Below are 17,773 nucleotides of genomic sequence, written 5' to 3'. Positions count from 1 at the left end.
TTGGTGAAATTCCTTTAAACACCGAGTGTTGCACCACCATCGACTACCAATTCATGCATAGTTATCTGTTTTGCTTGATCTGAGAGTAAAAACAAAATTGCGTTGGCAACATCTTCAGGTTCTGCAATTTTTTTCAGCGGAATGCCACTCCGGTATTGTTCAAGATTGCCTTCAACAATACCTGCGGGTGGTTGATCATCTGTCCAAAGTTGTTTTTGCATTTGGGTGAGGGTTGAGCCGGGTAATACCAAATTGCAGCGGATACCGTGCGGTGCCAATTCAAGTGCTAAGTTTTTAAAGAAATGGCTAACTGTTGCTTTGGTTGTTGCATACAGTCCCATATTCATGCGCGGTACTAACGCCGCATTTGAGCTAATGCTCACAATTGAGCCTGCATGACGTGGCAGCATTTGTTTGGCTACCCACTGAGACAATAATGCAGGTCCCATAAAGTTTACGGCCAAATTGTGTTCCCATTGGCCTTGAGTTGTTTCGAGCAAACTTCCCATTTCAAGAATACCTGCGGCATTAACCAAACCTGTAATCGGTTGCTCTGACCATGGAGAGTTTTGGATTTTTTCAATCAGGGAGTTTGTTTTAGAAATGTCATGAGAAATAGCATGAAATTTTTGTTTTTCGGCGCTATTTAACTGCTCAATGATTTCCCAGCTAAGAAGGTCGGGATTGAGATCGATACCGATGACTTTATGATCTTGCTGAAGTAATTTTTTTACCACCACTGCGCCAATGCCACGTGCAGCACCGGTCACAATAAATAATGTGGACATTTAAGAATCCTTGAATATGTTAACAAAACGTAACGATTGTCATTTCTACTTGAGAATAATAATCATTATAGTGGTGGCGTTCAACTACTTTAGCTGAAATGGCAGTAGGGCTGAACGGTAAAAAAACATAATTGAAAGATGTGAGAGCAAATATGTTGCCAGTAGAACCATCAGTATTTAAAAACATGATTGGAATAACCAAGGACGACTTAATTGAAGCGGATGTTGCAGGTTTTGTATTTGCAACACCGACGGGGACGATTTCGAGTAAAAAACTTGTTGAATCGATTCAATTTGAACGTGATACAAACTTAGGTTTTGTTGAACAACAACAAACTTGGTTAAAACATGCTAAACAAAGATTGCAACAAAAAATTCAAGCAACGGGGAATGCTGAACTGATTTTAGTTGGCAGTTTGCCTTTCGATAATCGTGATTTGCCAGAAATGTCGATTGCGGAAGCAAAAAATACCTATGTCACTGAAGGACTAGATTTAACAGAGCCTCTTGAACGACTCTCACAAGTTCAAGCCACACTGATTCCTCCACAAGCAGACTATGTTGATGGCGTTGCAAAACTTGTGGCTTTGATGAAAAGCACAGAACTTGAAAAAGCAGTTTTAGCACGTGCAATTGATTTACAAAGTGAACAAAAAATTCAGATTGAAGAACTGTTTTATCAATTATTCAAAACCAACCCTGAAGGTTATACCTTTGCATTTGCACAAGACCCAAAAGAACAAGGTTGGTTCATGGGTGCGAGTCCAGAACTTTTAGTCGCAAAGCAAAATCAATTTGTATTTAGCAATCCAGTTGCCGGAACACTGGCACGTTGTGCGGATGTGGCAGAAGATCAGGAACAAGCACAGCGTTTACTTGCATCAGCAAAAGATCAACATGAACATGCTGTAGTGATTGAAGCAATTGCTGATCAATTATCACCCCTGTGTGAGAGCTTAAGTATTCCAAAGTCGCCATCTTTAATTAAGACCAGTACGGTGTGGCATTTGGCTACGCCTATTCAAGGGACATTGAAAGATCCTGAAATGCATGTTTTTGATCTCGCATCAATTTTACATCCAACACCAGCAGTCTGTGGCCAACCTGCACCTTTAGCACGTCAACTCATCTCAGAGTTAGAGCCATTTCAGCGTAATTTATTTGCCGGAACGATGGGTTGGAGTGATGCACGCGGAAATGGTGCTTGGGCTGTCAATGTACGCTGTGGTCGTATTTTTGAACATTCTGCACGCTTATACGCGGGAGCAGGCATCGTCGAAGCTTCACAACCGACCAGTGAGTTGAATGAAACAATTGCCAAATTTAAGACCATGCTCAATGCACTTGGCTTAAATGCAGATCAATTGACGTATCGCTAAGGTCTAATCATGTCTGAACAAACACTGTTAGAACAAAAACTTTGGGAAGGGATTGTTCAATATCCTGAAGATTTTGTTGAAAAATATATTGCGAAGGGCTATTGGTTTGGCCAAACCTTAAGTGATTTTTTTATTGAATGTGCTGAAAAATATGCACAAAACACAGCCATTATTTGTGGAGAGCGTCATTTTAGTTATGCGCAGCTACAACAACATATTGATGAATTTGCAGTTTATTTAAGTAAGCAAGGCTATCAAATTGGCGATAGTGTGGTGATTCAACTTCCTAATATTGCTGAATTTTTCATTGCATATTTTGGTGCTTTACGCATCGGTATGCGACCTATTATGAGTTTACCTGCACACCGCCATGCTGAAGTGAGTCATTTTATTGGTCAAACCCAAGCGAAATTGTATATCTGTGCAGATCGCTTTATGGGGTTTGATTACCGTAAATTGGCATTAGAATGTAAACAACGCTGTGAAAGTTTGCAGCAAGTGTTGGTTGTTGGGACTTCGGGTGAATTAAGCGGGTTTACCACGTGGCCTGATTTATCCAAATATCAACAACAGCGCGTCGTTCCGCCTAACTTAACAGCACGTCATGTCGCTTTTTTCCAACTATCAGGTGGCAGTACGGGTACGCCTAAGCTTATTCCACGGACCCATGATGACTATTTATATAGTGTTCGCGCCAGTGCCGACATTTGTGAGCTGAATCAAACCACAAAAATGTTGATGGTCTTACCTGTGGCGCATAATTTCAGTATGAGTTCAGCCGGTTCATTAGGGCTATTTTATACAGGCGGGACTTTGGTGCTGTCGCAGGACCCAACTGCAGCAGCATGTTTTGCTTTAATTAAACAGCACAAGGTTTCACATGTAGCATTGGTACCTGCCTTAGCAGCTGCATGGGTAGAGGCAGTGTCTAAGGGCGCGGAAAATATTTTTTCACAGTTAGAGGTGCTACAAGTTGGAGGTGCTCGTCTCGCAGATGCTTTGGCACGTCAATTAATTGAACAATATCAGTGTCGTTTGCAACAAGTGTTTGGTATGGCTGAAGGTTTAGTGAATTACACACGTTATAACGATGACATTGAACAGATCATTTCTACACAAGGCAGCCGTATTAGTGCCGACGACGAAATTAAAGTTGTCGATGATGAAGATCGTGAGCTGCCTCAGGGTGAGGTGGGTCATTTGTTAACACGTGGCCCTTATACCATCCGCGGCTATTTTAATGTTCCGGAACACAACCGTAATGCTTTTACAACAGATGGTTTTTACCGAACAGGTGATTTAGTCCGTATCAATGCAGAAGGAAACATCATTGTTGAAGGTCGCAGCAAAGACCAAATTAACCGTGGTGGTGAAAAAATTGCTACAGAGGAAGTAGAACAAGTACTGAATCAGCATCCTCAAATTATTCAGTCTGCATTGGTATCTATGCCTGATCAGATGTTGGGTGAGAAAAGCTGTGCCTATATTCAATGGCGCACTGATACTACTGACCCAAGTCCAACGCGTCTTATGATGCAATTACGTCAATATGTTCAGCATTATGGTTTAGCAACTTACAAAATTCCAGATCGTATCGAATTTGTTGAAGACATGCCGTATACCGCACTCGGTAAAATTGACAAAAAAGCCTTAAGACAACGCTTAGTTGCATAACACACTTTATAAAATTATAGATAGGTAAACACATGGCTATTCCACGTATCGCAAGTTATCCAATGCCACAAGCGCAAAACTTTCCAACCAATAAAGTGAATTGGACACTGGACCCAAGCCGCGCTGTACTTTTGGTACATGATCTACAACAGTATTTCTTAGATTTTTATGACCAAACCCAAGCACCTATTCCTGAACTTTTAAAGCATTGCCGTCAGCTCATTGATGAATGCCATGCGCAAGGGATTCCTGTGTATTACACCGCACAACCGGGTGATCAAAGCACTGAACATCGTCAGTTATTGACTGATTTTTGGGGTAAAGGTTTGGCAGCAGACCCAAATATTGTACAAATTATTCCAAGTCTACAGCCTGCTGAGCAAGATACGGTATTGACTAAATGGCGTTACAGCGCATTTAAAAAGAGTGATTTTGAGCAACGTATTAAAGAAGCAGGGCGTGACCAACTTGTGATTTGTGGTGTTTATGCACATATCGGTTGTTTACTGACTGCTGCAGAAGCATTCATGTTGGATATGCAAGCCTTCTTAGTTGGAGATGCATTGGCAGATTTTAGTCAAGAAGAACATGAAATGGCTTTGAAATATGCAACAGGACGTTGTGCCAAAGTCGTTGATACTACAACTGTTCTCCATGAATTAAAAGCGCCTCTTAGCACGGAGATTGTTCGATGAGCATACTCACTGTGAATTTAGAAGATTTACGTCAAACTGTAGCGAAACAATTAGGCATTGATGCCACTGAAATTCAAAACGACGATAACTTATTTATGCTCGGATTGGATTCGATGAGTTTAATGACTTTGGTCGGTCAATGGCGTGAACAAGGTATCAGCGTCGAGTTTCAAGATTTAGTTGAAGAGCCAACGCTAGAAGAATGGCAGCATCGTCTAAAACGTGTCGCTGCTTAAAAAAAATTGCCCCGTAGTGATGAATCTTAGTGATTAAGCACTACATAAACGGCCCCAGCCAATACCATAGCCACGGCCATTTTCGTTCCTCAGTTTGTAACGTGAGTGGATATTCCATGCAGTTAGACAATTATTATTCTTCACAACAATGGCAAAAGATTCAGAACTTTGCAGCGAATAAACCCAGTCCATTTTTAGTGGTTGATTTAGATCGCGTTGAATATAAATACCAAGAACTTCAGCAAAGTTTTCCGATGGCGAATATCTTCTATGCGGTTAAAGCTAATCCAAGTACTGAAATTATTCAGCGCTTAGATAAACTTGATTCTAGTTTTGATATCGCATCCATATATGAACTTGACCGTGTATTGGCTTGTGGTATTTCACCTGACCGGATTTCATTTGGGAATACCATTAAGAAAGCTGCTGATGTGAAATATGCTTATGACAAGGGTATTCGACTCTTTGTCACTGACGCGCAAGCAGACTTAGAACAAATCGCACAGCATGCACCAAATTCACGTGTCTTTGTCCGTGTATTAGTTGAATCGGGTACAACTTCAGATTGGCCATTATCACGTAAGTTCGGATGTGATACCCAAATGGCGATTGATCTAATGGTCAAAGCCGAGCAATTAGGTTTACAGCCTTATGGGGTGTCTTTCCATGTGGGGAGTCAGCAAAATGATGTCACCGTTTGGCGGACGGCATTAAATACGGTTAAGGACGTATTTGATACGCTGGAACATCAACACGGTATTCAACTTGAATTAATTAATGCTGGTGGTGGTTTTCCAGCACGTTATTTGGCTGATATTGACAGCATTCAAGATTATGCAAACCGCATTCAATGCTATATCGATGAATGTTTTGATCGTAAAGTTACGCTATTTTTAGAACCAGGCCGTTCCTTAGTTGGAGATGCAGGGGTATTGGTCTCTGAAATTGTACTGATTGCCAATAAATCAGAACAGGATGAAAAACGATGGATTTATACCGATGTGGGTGTGTTTAATGGTTTGATTGAAACCTTAGGTGAGATGATTAAATATCCAATCTATACACCTAAAATGCATAATGATGCTCCAAAATCAAATGTCGTTTTGGCGGGGCCGACCTGCGATTCGACCGATATTATGTATGAAAAGATTGCCTATCCTTTACCACAGGATTTGGTCATGGGCGATCGGTTATATTGGCTGAGTACCGGTGCTTATACCACCTCATACGCTTCGGTGGAGTTTAATGGTTACCCGCCGTTAAAAACATTTTATCTTGAATAAACAATATTATATATAAGCAAAATTGCCCAATCCTATCTAAATATATAGGATTGGGCATTGTCATTTTAAAAATGACGACGACATAAAGTCATTAGAATGAATTAAGTCATAAGTATAGAACTGGACATTAGATCACAATTGTAGGGTGTACATTTTGAAATTTATTGCATTTTTCTTTGTCTTGCTTGGAAGTGCTCTGATGTACTGTACACATCCAAATCAAATTATATTAAAAAGGCCACTCACTTCAATATATCGTTGGTTTGGGTTAGGGGCGATCATCCTTGCACTAATCTTATTTTTAATTTCTGTACCAAAATTAGTCGCGATATTTATGTGGCTGTTAACCATGCTCATCGTCTGGTCATTTTTTCCATTTATTTCTTTAATGATAAAAAAATCACACTCATGAATTCACTCTTTCAACAGAAAATCCAGCCTGATTGGTGGTCGAAATCTTTTGCAGGCTTTTGCTTGGGGTTAAGCTTTGCCGTGCTATGCGCTTCAATTATTACAATCTGGGCGATGCAAAATTTAAGTCCGGCCTTAGCGCCACAATTTGGTATGTGGTCTATTCCTTGGATTTGGTTACCTGTTTGTTTTATTGCCTATTTCATACCCAAAGGATGGCAAGCCATTCTAATTTATACGCTGCTAAATCTATTTACTTATGCTGTACTGCGTTGGATGCGGGGGTTTTAAGATGAAAGTACGTACTGATATTATTCGCCACGCCAAGACCCTCCATACATGGGTTGGTATCTGCTCAGGCATTTTCTTATTCATCTGTTTTTTTGCAGGTGGACTGAGCATGTTCCAACATGATTTAAGTCGTTGGGCAACACCACCGCAACAACAACTGGTACCGATTACTGCACAGCAATATGACCCTTTGATTCAGCAGGTACAAGCGAAACATCCTGAAACTCTAAAAAGTTTTCAACTGAACTTTGATTCTAAGGAATTTCATTATGCACCTATGCAATGGCAAGCCCAAGCCGTTGCTCAAAAAGGGCAAGATGACCATGACTTTGATACATATCAAGAGCAGATGCTGGCAAGCTTCGATGCCGATGGCCGTTTACAGGTTGAACAAGAAAACCTGTCTAAAATGGGATGGTTAATCGAGCAGTTACATGAAACGGCGGGTATACCAGGTACTTTAGGTCATCATACATTGGGAATGTATGTGATGGCGGTCATTTGTGTGCTGTACTTCTTGGCGTTAATGACTGGACTGATTGTATTATTACCGACCTTGGTTAAAGATTATTTTGCTATTCGAGCGGGTAAGAACAAAAAAAGATTTTGGCTAGATGCGCATAATGTGGTTGGTATAACCAGTTTGCCTTTTCATATTATTATTAGTGTTACTGTGATTTCATTTGCCTTCCATGATGTGTTCTATGATGCCATTGGAACATTAACAGGTAAGGGGAAGTCTTTATTTCAGCGACCACCTGCTGTGAAAATCGTAGAGCCTGTAGCGACGTTAAATGTTGAGAAACTTTTAGAAAAGATGCAAAAGCAAATGCCTGAATATCAGGTCAGTTCGATTAGTTTTAACAACCTTGATCAACCTGAAAAAGCATCGGCACGGGCTAATCTGTATAGTGCAGATCAAATGCTGAGGGGTGATCGTTTTGATGTGGTCGTTTTCAATCCATATTTAAATAAGCCTTTAAGTACCAGTAATTTAAATACCCATGCAACGCCGGCAGATCAAGTAATCCGCTCAATGTTTAGTTTGCACTTTGGTAATTATGGTGGAGACTTAACCCGCTGGCTTTATTTGATTTTAGGTCTAGGGGGGGCATTTTTATTTTATTCTGGAAATCTACTTTGGATTGAATCACGTATTAAACGTCAAAAACCAACAGATACAAGAACAATTAAGCAACGCAAAGATGTTAAGGCTATTGCGAATTTAACTGTTGGAGCATGTTTAGGCTGTATGATTGCTGTTTTTAGCAGCATGTTGATTGGGCGTTGGGGATATGTCATATCCTCAGAATTAACCAGTCTAAACCATTGGTTTATATACAGTTACTATATCGTCTTTATTTTGACACTGGTTTACTGCTTTATCGTTGGTGCGGCAAAGGCTTTACCTCAGTTACTCATGCTGACTGCGCTTATTCTTTGTGCATTACCACTGACCTCTATCATTGCATTAATGCTACCTAATATCGGTCTTTGGGCATCTTCATCTTATTTGTGGTGGATTGATATTACGGCTTTTGTTTTTGCAGTGATTTTTATACGTTTTTATATTCAAGCGAAGCGCCGACAAAACAACGCTGAAAATGGAAGTATTTGGTCAGTATAAGTTAGGCATGTACTATTTAGGCAAGGCAATGTTTTAAAACCTTGCCTAAATTTAAAAGGTAGTCATTTTACCGATCATGAATAAAATGTCATTTTAAGTATTTGATAGAACTAACAAATTAAAAGTAAACGTAGTTGATCGTTTTCAACCGGTGCACGATGCACACAAGGCAGCACTTGTTGTGTAGGATGATCGACGGCTAAACGCCATAAGTGACCTGTGCCTAAATTGATTGGAACAGCATTATCATTGGCCTGGTAATGCAAATCAAAGAAATATTCTTCTAAAAAACTGTCAAAACCTGTTTCGGGGCCATCATATAAATTGAACAACTGATTTCGTATTTCAGGTATTTGTATTTTCTGCTGAACTTGATCATTCGGTAGAATGTCACTCGCTGCACCATAATAAGTACATAAGAAGGTATCAGTTGCGATGGGTGAGCGATCTACGTGAAACGAATAGACATCGGTCGAAATAAAATCTAATTCATTATCACGCTCATAATGCTTAATGAGGTTGAGTGATGGCAAGGCACCAATATCAGTTAAAAGCTGCATATCGCTTAAGATAGTATCTCTTGCGATACATCCTTGTGTTGTTAAAGACAGCAGCAAAAGATCATCTGCTGATAATTCTGTAATATTGTCTGTTAGTTCTAATTTTTTAATAATTTCCTGAAAATCACCTTGTAGATCACGTGTCCAACAAAGTGCATTGGTCTTGCCTTGGAAGGGTGTTTCGATTAATTCTGGGAATGTAGTGACGCTATGAACTTGACTAAAATAAGTCAATATAGATTTCATTAATAAACAACTATGCGAGTTTTAAAAACATTAGCATAAATGATACACCGTGCTTAGTATGAGTAAACGATCTTTTATCCACTTTATAATATTGCTTGAAATAGCACTAGCTACGAAAATACTCAATACGCCGTACTTCTACGCAGAACATCGTCAAATCATAAACTATAAGGCGTATTCTGCCTTGGTTTTAAGTTTAAAACAGCCAAAGCAGCTACTTCGGCTGTTTATTTTAAGCTTGCAAGGTAAGCTGTGTATCTTGTTCTAAGCTTTGCACCGCAGCTGAAAAATCAAGTTGCTGTGCTTGTGATTTTTCAACACGATTAAATTGTTGTTGAACCAGTTTTAACAGATTTAGCTGCAAAGATTGTTGATGCATCAGATCAGATGCAATCCCGATATCTTTTTGTAATAAGTCTAGGGCAAAAGTTTTTGGAAATTCACGACTGAGTACACGCTGCGCCATAATATTTTGTGAAATTCCACTTTGCCCACTTGAGTGATTAATACAACTCAGTGCGCTATTTAAATCAACCTGTTGCGCTTTAAGAATGCTCAATCCTTCAGCCAATGCCCAAAGATGTGTCGCCATCAAGGTATTATTCACTGCTTTTACAGTGAAACCAGCACGACTTTCACCTACATATTCAATTAAATCGGCAAAGGCTTGAATAATCGGGCGTGCAATGGCAAATGCATCAGCATCACCGCCGACCATGACCGTTAAGGTGCCACGTTCAGCGCCAATGGTTTGACCCGATACAGGTGCATCTAAATATGCCGCACCCATATTTTTTAAAGTGTCTGCGAGTTTCTTTGCTGAGTCGGGAACGCCACTGGTGCAGTCCACCCATATCGCACCCGATTTTGGTGGATGCTGTGCAATTAATGCTTCAATATCTGCACTGGTGGGCAAGCAAGAAATAATAATATCGGCTTGTACCGCCTGTTGAATTGAAACGGCTCGTGTAGCAAATTGTGCTGCATGTGCATGTGCTTTTTGTTCGGTGCGATTCCACACCTGTACGTTTATACCGAGTTTAGGTAAATGTGATGCCATATGCCAACCCATGGCACCTAAACCGATAAATGAAACACTTTGAGTCAAAACATTGTCCTTATTTGTCTACCTTGAAAGAAATCTTCATTTCATTTCAAGGCATTTAAATTGTAGCTTTGTCGATAGAGTGACAATCGTTAGATCACTTAGTTCGGTGACCAAGCTGCTTGTTGAATATCAATGGCTTTAGGGATGATTTTAAGATTAGAAAAAGTATCTGCTAACTGTTGCTGATCTTGAATCACCTGTGGCGTTACAAATTGCACATGTGATGGATTGGGACGACGTTCAAGGAATTTTTGACTGACTTGTTCAGAAAGCCCAGTACTTTGTGCAATGAGTTTGATGGTTTCAGGCTGATGTGACCACACCCATGTATCCGTTTCACCGAGTTGCTTTAAGATGCGCTTGATCTCATTGGGGTGATTTTTCAAAATCTCATTTGAGCCCAAATAAAACGTATAGTTCGGACTTAAATCGACACCTGTGGTGAGTACTTTGGCATGATCTTCTAATTCAGCCGCAGCATAGTAGGGATCCCAAATGGCCCATGCATCAATCGCACCTTTTTGAAAGGCTGCACGTGCATCTGCAGGACTTAGCCAAATAGGTTTAATATCTGACCATGTAAGATTGGCTTTTTGTAAAGCACGTACCAACAGGTAATGTGAGCTTGAGCCTCGTAAAACCGCGACGCGTTTATTTTTTAAATCACTGAGCGTTTTGATCGTTGAGTTCTGCGGTATTAAAATTGCAGATGAATTGGGCTTCGCAGTTTCATAGGCAATATAGTTCAGGGTTTTACCACCTGCTTGTGCATAAACTGGCGGAGTATCACCGGTTGTCCCAATATCCACTGAACCCACAGCCAATGCTTCCAAAATTTGAGGGCCACCCGGAAATTCGTACCATTTAATGTCTAAATTTGGAAAGGCTTGTTCGAGCAGTTTATTTTCTTTGGCAATCACAACATTGATCGAGGCTTTTTGATAACCAATAGACAAGGTTTTGAGCGCTGTTTCGGCTTTAGCGTCTGGATTAGATGCTGCATTCGGGTTGGTATTTTCTTTTTGGCAACCCGTGAGCGTGAAGCTCATCACCGAGAGGGCGAGCAAAAGAGACTTTTTAATTGAGTACATAAAATTCCACTAAAATGATAGGAGTCACATATAGACAAACTTAAGAGGCTGCTGAAGTCAGCAAATTATTTTTATATACTGATTTTCTGGGCGTTTTAGTCCGAGATTTTCACGCAAGGTTTTTCCTTCGTATGCGGTACGGAATAAACCACGACGTTGCAGCTCAGGGACAATAAATTCGACAAAATCATCTAATCCCGCAGGCGTACTTGGCGGTAATACGTTGAACCCATCCGCAGCTTCATTTTCAAACCAAAGCTGAAGTTGATCGACAATTTGTTCAGTTGTGCCAATTAATGTCCAATGACCACGTGCAGATGCAACAAACTCATAAAATTGACGAATACTAAAATTATGTTCATGTGCAATTTCAATCATCAGTTGTTGACGACTGTTGATGGTTGCATGGTCGAGTTGTGGAAATGGTGCATCTAAATCAAATTGGCTCAGATCAATATTTCCTGCTAAGCCAGAGAGTAACCCAATACCTACATCGGGATGGATAAGACTATTGAGGAAATCATATTTGGCTTGCGCTTCTTGTTCTGTTTTAGCGACAAAAATAGATACACCCGGCATGATCTTAAGATCATCTGCATCGCGATTATATTTTTTTAAACGCTGTTTTACATCACGATAAAAATCTTGTGCACTTTCAAGTTGTTGCTGTACGGTAAAGACTACATCAGCATGTTTTGCTGCAAGTTCTCGTCCTTCTTCGGATTGACCTGCTTGCACAATCACAGGATAACCCTGCGGAGAGCGAGGAACATTCAATGAGCCTTGTACATTAAAAAATTGACCCGTATGCAAAGGTTCATGTTTCTTTTTTGGATCTAGGAATTGTCCACTGTTTTTATCACAGACGAATGCATCATCCTCCCATGAATCCCAAAGTTTTTGAGTCACCTCAATGAATTCATCTGCACGTGCATAACGTGTGGCCGGGTCTGGATGTTTTTGCATACCAAAGTTGCGTGCAGTGACTTCAGAGCAGGTCGTCACCACATTCCAAGCAGCACGACCTTTACTGATATGATCAAGAGATGCATATTTTCGAGCCAATAAATAGGGTTCTTCATACGTGGTTGATGCTGTTGCAATAAAACCAATATGTTTAGTAACCGCAGACAATGCAGAGAACAAGGTTAAGGGTTCAAATCCGGCCATTTTGTCATTATAACTCAGGCTTTTTTCATACTTCGATGCGCCGTGGCTCCAAGATGTAGACAAACCATCTGCTAGGAAATAAGCATCAAAAAGACCACGTTCAGCGGTTTGCGCAAGTTCAATGGCATAATCAATATTCAACATTTCTTCTGGACGAGAAGAGGGTAAGCGCCATCCTGCTACATGCTGCGATGTTGTCGGAATAAATGCCCCAAGTTTGATTTGTCGTTTAGACATGCCATTTTCCGTATATATTTATCAGTGGGGCTAAGCTAACAAATAAAAAAATCAAAAATAAATAAGATAATATTCAATCAATATCTTTTTTTTTTGATTAAAAACAAGGCTGATTAAAATTTAATCCATTATTCTTTATCTGATGCAAGCCAGACAGCCATAAAATTTTATAAACATATGAATTGTAGATGCAGGATAAATGAATTAGAAATCAAATATTCAATATTTTTGCTGCTGACAGATCAGTAACAGAACATATGATTGTTGTTTGGTAGGACTTAAAATTTTAGAACAATTCAGCATCGACTAAAAAATAAAAAGGTGGTGGCTGACCACCACAGGTATAAATAGACCTACTAAATTAGTTGTTATTAAATGATTCTTGTTTGGCTTTTTGGCGTAAAACATATAAATATAAGCTTTCTACTTTTTCACGTGCCCATGGAGTGGTACGTAAGAATCGCAATGATGATTTAACGCTTGGATCTATACAAAAACATCTAATTTCAATTTTACGACTTAAACCTTCAAAGCCACCGTAGTAGTCCAACAATTCATCCAAAATGTCAGCTAGTTTTTTGCCATGTAAAGGGTCATTGGAGCTGCTCATAATAGATCAATCGTATTTGGGGAGGTCATCATTATAACCTGAGCGAGTTGAAATTGAGAGGGTTGGACGTTCAATCTTCTGGAAATGTTTCAGTTGAGAGAATTGTTTATACTGTGAGCATGGCGGCTCTAAGTTTCATTTTAATCGCACTTAAATCCTGATAACTGTAATTCTTGTTTTAAATTATCAGCACCTTTAGAAGTCATAAAATATCGTCTTCAACGTTATTCAATATCAATTTGCCATGAACAATGTTCTCTAATAGTGGGTCAATTTTTTCTAGCATTTGTAAATATTTCTTTTTATCTTCACGATGTAGAGCTGTGGCAACAGATGGTTTGTATAGGCCACAGTCTTGAACAAGCTATTTAACATAATATACATTATACGAAATGTATTTGTAATTCCAAAATAGAAATGTCCGGTTTCTCCAAAGTAAAAATGTCCGCTTTTAGAATATGCGCTTTTGCAATTTCCTTAGCGGACGGTTTGATATGTTGGTGTCTATGTCGGATAAAGAACTTAAACGATTGTCGGTCTTGCAAGAAATCTGTGATCAACGCATAACTCAATCCAAAGCTGCGTACTTACTACATATTTTAGATCAATGATATTAACGACGGCTAGAATTAAAAAAATTACTCAAAAATTAAATTAAAGAAGCGCAATACAGCATTAGGCTTCTTTAATTATCTACTGCTATAGCATGATCTTTAGGACTTATATATGTCTTATATTTTTATCGGGATATGGACTATTCATTTAGGCTCTTTAAGAAATCTAATTGATATTGCAGATTTTTTGGAAAATATGGTTCGAAGTAAGGATCAAAATGATCTGCTTCCATTTCAATAACTTTAAGTAATGGATTATTTACTTTTTCTATTTTTTCCGCGACAAATGGCGCAACAGTATCTTGTGTTGCGCCAATAATGAGCATGGGAACTTTGACATCCTTTAAGCGTTTCCAAGGACGGTAAAAGCCCATGGTTAACAGAGAACGTGCAGTCACACGATTATCATATTTTTGATCATGTGCATTCAGTGCCAGCTGCAACGCATTCCAAGCCCCATCACGATCCATCGACCCAAATGCTCCTTTTTCAGAGATGGTCGGTATACAAATTCGAGTACCCGGTTTGACAGAATCAGCCACACCATAGCTTAAAAATTTCAGCATTTGCTTAACGGGAACTGAACGCACCGTACTGACGCCATCCAACATCGGTACTTGAATAATCGCACCCTTCAAGTCTGGATGTTGTGAAACCAGATCGACAACATGACCTCCACCAAATGATGTGCCCCAAACGATAATATGATGTGCATTAACTTGGGGTAAATTTTTTAAATGTGCTAATGCACTATTCACCGTTTTTACACGTCGCCACGGATTAATATCTTGTCGTGGCAAGCCTCCACTTAAGCCCCAGCCTGGGTAATCAAACTCCATCACGGCATAACCATCCGCCACAAAGTGATTGATAAAAGAGGTTGTTAAAGCACCTTGTACACTCCCCCAACCTCCGACCATCAAAATGGCAGGCAATGCTTTGTCTTCAATCTTTACAGGAACATGAAGTGTTGCAGAGCATGGAATGCCATCCGTTACAAATGTAGATTTAAGGATAGATTTTTGAATATTAGATGTATCGGGATATTTACGGTTCGACATAGAATTTGACCTAATCTCAGATATAACGATGACAACGTTCCATCTTGTTTTTATTTAAAAGTACACCAGAGGAATACGTTTATTTTCATTCATCCTCAGTGCAGCATTCTTGTTGTTTAATTTTCTTGAATGGCATTCAAGATCACTCATTTTAACGATATTCTTGAATCACATTCAAGAAAAATTTACGATGTGGTCTTTGAATTGTTTTGGTACTCGCAATTCAACTTTTTTATAAGAGTGAGAAATTTAATGGCTCGTAATAAGCGCGTACAGGATCGTGAAGAAAAACAAGAAGAGATCATCCATGCTGCGCGTGATTTATTTCTAAACGAAGGCTATGACGCGACTTCAATCAATCGTATTGCACATGAAGCGCAGGTTGCACCCAATACCATTTATTGGTATTTCAAAAATAAAGATGAACTTTTAGTTAGTATTCTAAATGCTGAGTTAACCAAGCATTTGAATGCATATATCTTGCAGTCGACGCAAGATCCTACTGAGCGTTTAATTTGGGTCGTTGAGCAGCTTCAATTAGCGAATCGCTTAGTCAGTACAGTACATGCAAGAATAAAGTTTTCCACAGAACTACGAGAGTGGCATGAAAAATTTCATCTCTTGGTCGAAGGATTGCTGCGGTTAGAGCTACAGACATTGGAGATTGCACATGATCTTATTGAGACAAGAGTAAAAATCGCGGTTTTCACCATTGAAGGACTTCTATCGCATCAACTTTCAGAGCCAGAGAAACGAGAAATTTGTAAGGCTTTGCTTGCAAAGTATTAAGTGAATAAGGAAGAGAAATGAAATAGGACAACGATCTAAAATGCTTCAGCGTTGATCATGTATAGATGAATGAGGGGAAGTATAAAATTGATAAAATATATGTTTAGATTATAGGGTTATTAAGCTATTTTACTTGGCTATTTGCAAAATGAGGTTGAATAATTAAATTACTCAATCTCATTTTGCAAATAGCCTATAAACCTGTTCATACTAATCATGTATGGAGCAGTGACATTACCTATATTTGGACAGTTAAAACATGGGCTTATCTTGCAGTTGTTCTTGATCTGTATGCTCATCGAGTGATTGGTTGGTCTATGTCGGCCCAAGCAGACCAACATTTAGTAATTAAGGCATTAGATGAAGCATGGCATCGGCGAGGTAAACCTAGTGGCGTGATCTTCCATTCCCTTGCGAAGCGATGCTTCTCAGGCAGCCTGAACCGTACCGGGTTTGTCGGAGAGTCAATATTCTGAGAGACTATCCCGATGACAAAATTAAAATATACCCCTGAAATCAGAGAAAGAGCGGTTCAATTATTGATTGAATCTGAAAAAGATTATCCATCGAATTGGGCTGCGATCACCGCTATTGCTCCCTGAGCAGTATACTGCGCAAGGGTTGTACTCCTGAAACACTACGTGTTTGGTATCAAAAATATTTAGATAAACAAAATCCAGTTAAAGTACAGCAGCTTTCAGACCAAGAACGTATCAAACAACTGGAACGCGAAAATAAAGAACTGCAACGCGCCAATGAGATTCTACGTAAAGCAGCCGCTTTTTTCGCCCAGGCGGAGCTCGACCGCCCACACAAATAATGGTGGATTTTATCCATAATAATAAAGAGCTGTACGGAGTCGAGGCGATTTGTAGAATTTTACCGATCGCACCTTCAACCTATTACCGGACTCTAGATCTCTGCGAAAATCCAGAACATCGAGCAAAGCGAGATTTACATGACTTGCATCATGCTGAGGAGATTAAGCGAATTTGGAAAGAAAGTTCAGGTCGATACGGTGTGCGTAAGGTCTGGCAACAACTGAAACGTGAAGGCTATGTGATTGCACGTTGTACAGTTGCTCGATTGATGCAAAAGCTAGGTATACAAGGTGTTTGGCGTGGTAAGAATAAACAAACCACCCGTAACCGAGATGACCAAAAACGGGCAGATGATTTAGTGAAACGTAATTTTAATGCTGATCATCCAAACCAACTATGGGTGGGTGACTTTACCTATATTCAAACTCATTCAGGCTGGGTATATACCGCATTTGTTATTGACGTGTTCTCACGAGCAATTGTTGGATGGAAAGTATCTACACGGATGAATACAGATATGGTGCTCGATGCATTGGAGCAAGCATTGCACGATCGAGGTATGCCTAAGAATGTGATTCATCATTCAGATAGAGGTGTTCAATATCTTTCTATTCGCTATACCAATCGTTTAGAAGCAGCAAATTTACGAGCATCAGTCGGTACGACAGGTGATTCATACGATAATGCTTTGGCTGAAACGGTGAATGGCTTATACAAAACAGAAGTGATTGAATATTTAAAAGCAGATTGGCAAGGTTTAGCGGATGTACAACTTGCGACATTAAATTGGGTAGATTGGTTCAACAAAAAGCGTGTACACAGTGCACTGGGTTATGTATCGCCTTTTGAGTTTGAAGCAATGTACTATGATAAGATTAACCCGTTAGGTCAGGTGGCCTAACTTAAATAAAAAAGTCTCCGACAAACCCGGTACGGTTCAATTTAAAATCTACAACTAACTTACGCTACATGTTGCTCAAGCAACCATTGCATTTATTTCATATACAAACAATTCATTCTCTACGCCTTATATAGATTTATCGTTTAAGACTTACCTTTGATCTAACGTTTTTAATTATTCA

15 protein-coding genes, 2 pseudogenes and 1 other annotated feature are annotated in these 17,773 nt (G+C 39.5%); of the genes and pseudogenes, 10 read left to right on the top strand and 7 right to left on the bottom strand.

Going from position 1 to position 17,773, the window contains the following annotated elements:
- Positions 1 to 14: 14 nt before the first annotated feature.
- Positions 15 to 788 carry an SDR family oxidoreductase gene (locus A9J31_RS13150; protein WP_067766774.1) on the bottom strand — a complete coding sequence of 258 codons (774 nt, stop codon included), beginning with the start codon at positions 786 to 788 and terminating at the stop codon, positions 15 to 17.
- 152 nt (positions 789 to 940) lie between these two features.
- On the opposite strand from A9J31_RS13150, the gene A9J31_RS13145 reads away from it, so the two are divergent.
- The 7 genes from A9J31_RS13145 to A9J31_RS13115 all read left to right on the top strand — a co-directional run bounded on the left by A9J31_RS13145 (position 941) and on the right by A9J31_RS13115 (position 8,384).
- Entirely contained in the window at positions 941 to 2,167 is a 1,227-nt protein-coding gene (locus A9J31_RS13145) for an isochorismate synthase (RefSeq protein WP_067766771.1), read from the top strand.
- Positions 2,168 to 2,176: 9 nt separating this feature from the next.
- Entirely contained in the window at positions 2,177 to 3,841 is a 1,665-nt protein-coding gene (locus A9J31_RS13140) for a (2,3-dihydroxybenzoyl)adenylate synthase (RefSeq protein WP_067766768.1), read from the top strand.
- Between the two features lie 32 nt (positions 3,842 to 3,873).
- The gene (locus tag A9J31_RS13135) at positions 3,874 to 4,536 is read left to right on the top strand and encodes an isochorismatase family protein (protein WP_067766765.1); all 663 of its coding nucleotides are present in this window, start codon (positions 3,874 to 3,876) and stop codon (positions 4,534 to 4,536) included.
- Entirely contained in the window at positions 4,533 to 4,772 is a 240-nt protein-coding gene (locus A9J31_RS13130; RefSeq protein WP_067766762.1) for a phosphopantetheine-binding protein, read from the top strand. Before A9J31_RS13135 ends, A9J31_RS13130 begins: the two co-directional genes overlap by 4 nt.
- A 116-nt stretch (positions 4,773 to 4,888) precedes the next feature.
- The gene (locus tag A9J31_RS13125; protein ID WP_067766760.1) at positions 4,889 to 6,055 is read left to right on the top strand and encodes a type III PLP-dependent enzyme; all 1,167 of its coding nucleotides are present in this window, start codon (positions 4,889 to 4,891) and stop codon (positions 6,053 to 6,055) included.
- A 408-nt stretch (positions 6,056 to 6,463) separates the two neighbouring features.
- On the top strand, positions 6,464 to 6,757 hold the full coding sequence (locus A9J31_RS13120; RefSeq protein WP_067767023.1) for a hypothetical protein: 294 nt from the start codon (positions 6,464 to 6,466) through the stop codon (positions 6,755 to 6,757).
- 1 nt (position 6,758) lies between these two features.
- On the top strand, positions 6,759 to 8,384 hold the full coding sequence (locus tag A9J31_RS13115; RefSeq protein ID WP_067766757.1) for a PepSY-associated TM helix domain-containing protein: 1,626 nt from the start codon (positions 6,759 to 6,761) through the stop codon (positions 8,382 to 8,384).
- A 110-nt stretch (positions 8,385 to 8,494) separates the two neighbouring features.
- Here A9J31_RS13115 and A9J31_RS13110 read toward each other — a convergent pair whose 3' ends face one another.
- The 6 genes from A9J31_RS13110 to A9J31_RS13085 form a co-directional block, all read right to left on the bottom strand.
- On the bottom strand, positions 8,495 to 9,190 hold the full coding sequence (locus A9J31_RS13110) for a DUF1826 domain-containing protein (protein WP_067766754.1): 696 nt from the start codon (positions 9,188 to 9,190) through the stop codon (positions 8,495 to 8,497).
- Positions 9,191 to 9,422: 232 nt separating this feature from the next.
- A complete protein-coding gene (locus tag A9J31_RS13105; protein ID WP_081410331.1) occupies positions 9,423 to 10,298 on the bottom strand; it encodes an NAD(P)-dependent oxidoreductase in 876 nt (291 codons plus the stop codon).
- A 98-nt stretch (positions 10,299 to 10,396) separates the two neighbouring features.
- A complete protein-coding gene (locus A9J31_RS13100) occupies positions 10,397 to 11,389 on the bottom strand; it encodes a sulfonate ABC transporter substrate-binding protein (protein ID WP_081410330.1) in 993 nt (330 codons plus the stop codon).
- A 57-nt stretch (positions 11,390 to 11,446) separates the two neighbouring features.
- A complete protein-coding gene (locus A9J31_RS13095; protein WP_067766751.1) occupies positions 11,447 to 12,796 on the bottom strand; it encodes an LLM class flavin-dependent oxidoreductase in 1,350 nt (449 codons plus the stop codon).
- Between the two features lie 361 nt (positions 12,797 to 13,157).
- Entirely contained in the window at positions 13,158 to 13,406 is a 249-nt protein-coding gene (locus A9J31_RS13090) for a VF530 family protein (RefSeq protein ID WP_067766748.1), read from the bottom strand.
- Between the two features lie 754 nt (positions 13,407 to 14,160).
- On the bottom strand, positions 14,161 to 15,081 hold the full coding sequence (locus A9J31_RS13085) for an alpha/beta hydrolase (protein WP_067766745.1): 921 nt from the start codon (positions 15,079 to 15,081) through the stop codon (positions 14,161 to 14,163).
- A 252-nt stretch (positions 15,082 to 15,333) separates the two neighbouring features.
- Here A9J31_RS13085 and A9J31_RS13080 point away from each other — a divergent pair, with 252 nt between their 5' ends.
- From A9J31_RS13080 to A9J31_RS13070, 3 genes and pseudogenes are all read left to right on the top strand, one after another.
- Positions 15,334 to 15,870 (top strand): TetR/AcrR family transcriptional regulator, encoded by a 537-nt coding sequence (locus A9J31_RS13080; RefSeq protein ID WP_067766742.1) that lies wholly within the window; start codon positions 15,334 to 15,336, stop codon positions 15,868 to 15,870.
- 212 nt (positions 15,871 to 16,082) lie between these two features.
- Positions 16,083 to 16,280, top strand: a pseudogene (locus tag A9J31_RS15485) (DDE-type integrase/transposase/recombinase); the annotation flags it as partial.
- 78 nt (positions 16,281 to 16,358) lie between these two features.
- Positions 16,359 to 17,592, top strand: a pseudogene (locus tag A9J31_RS13070) (IS3 family transposase).
- Positions 16,648 to 16,764, top strand: a sequence feature (AL1L pseudoknot). (Overlaps the previous pseudogene by 117 nt.)
- Positions 17,593 to 17,773: the final 181 nt, after the last annotated feature.

This window comes from Acinetobacter gandensis, from assembly GCF_001678755.1.
Taxonomy (GTDB): domain Bacteria; phylum Pseudomonadota; class Gammaproteobacteria; order Pseudomonadales; family Moraxellaceae; genus Acinetobacter; species Acinetobacter gandensis.
Note: the sequence above shows the minus strand (reverse complement) of the source record. Positions and strands in the feature narration are given on the sequence as shown.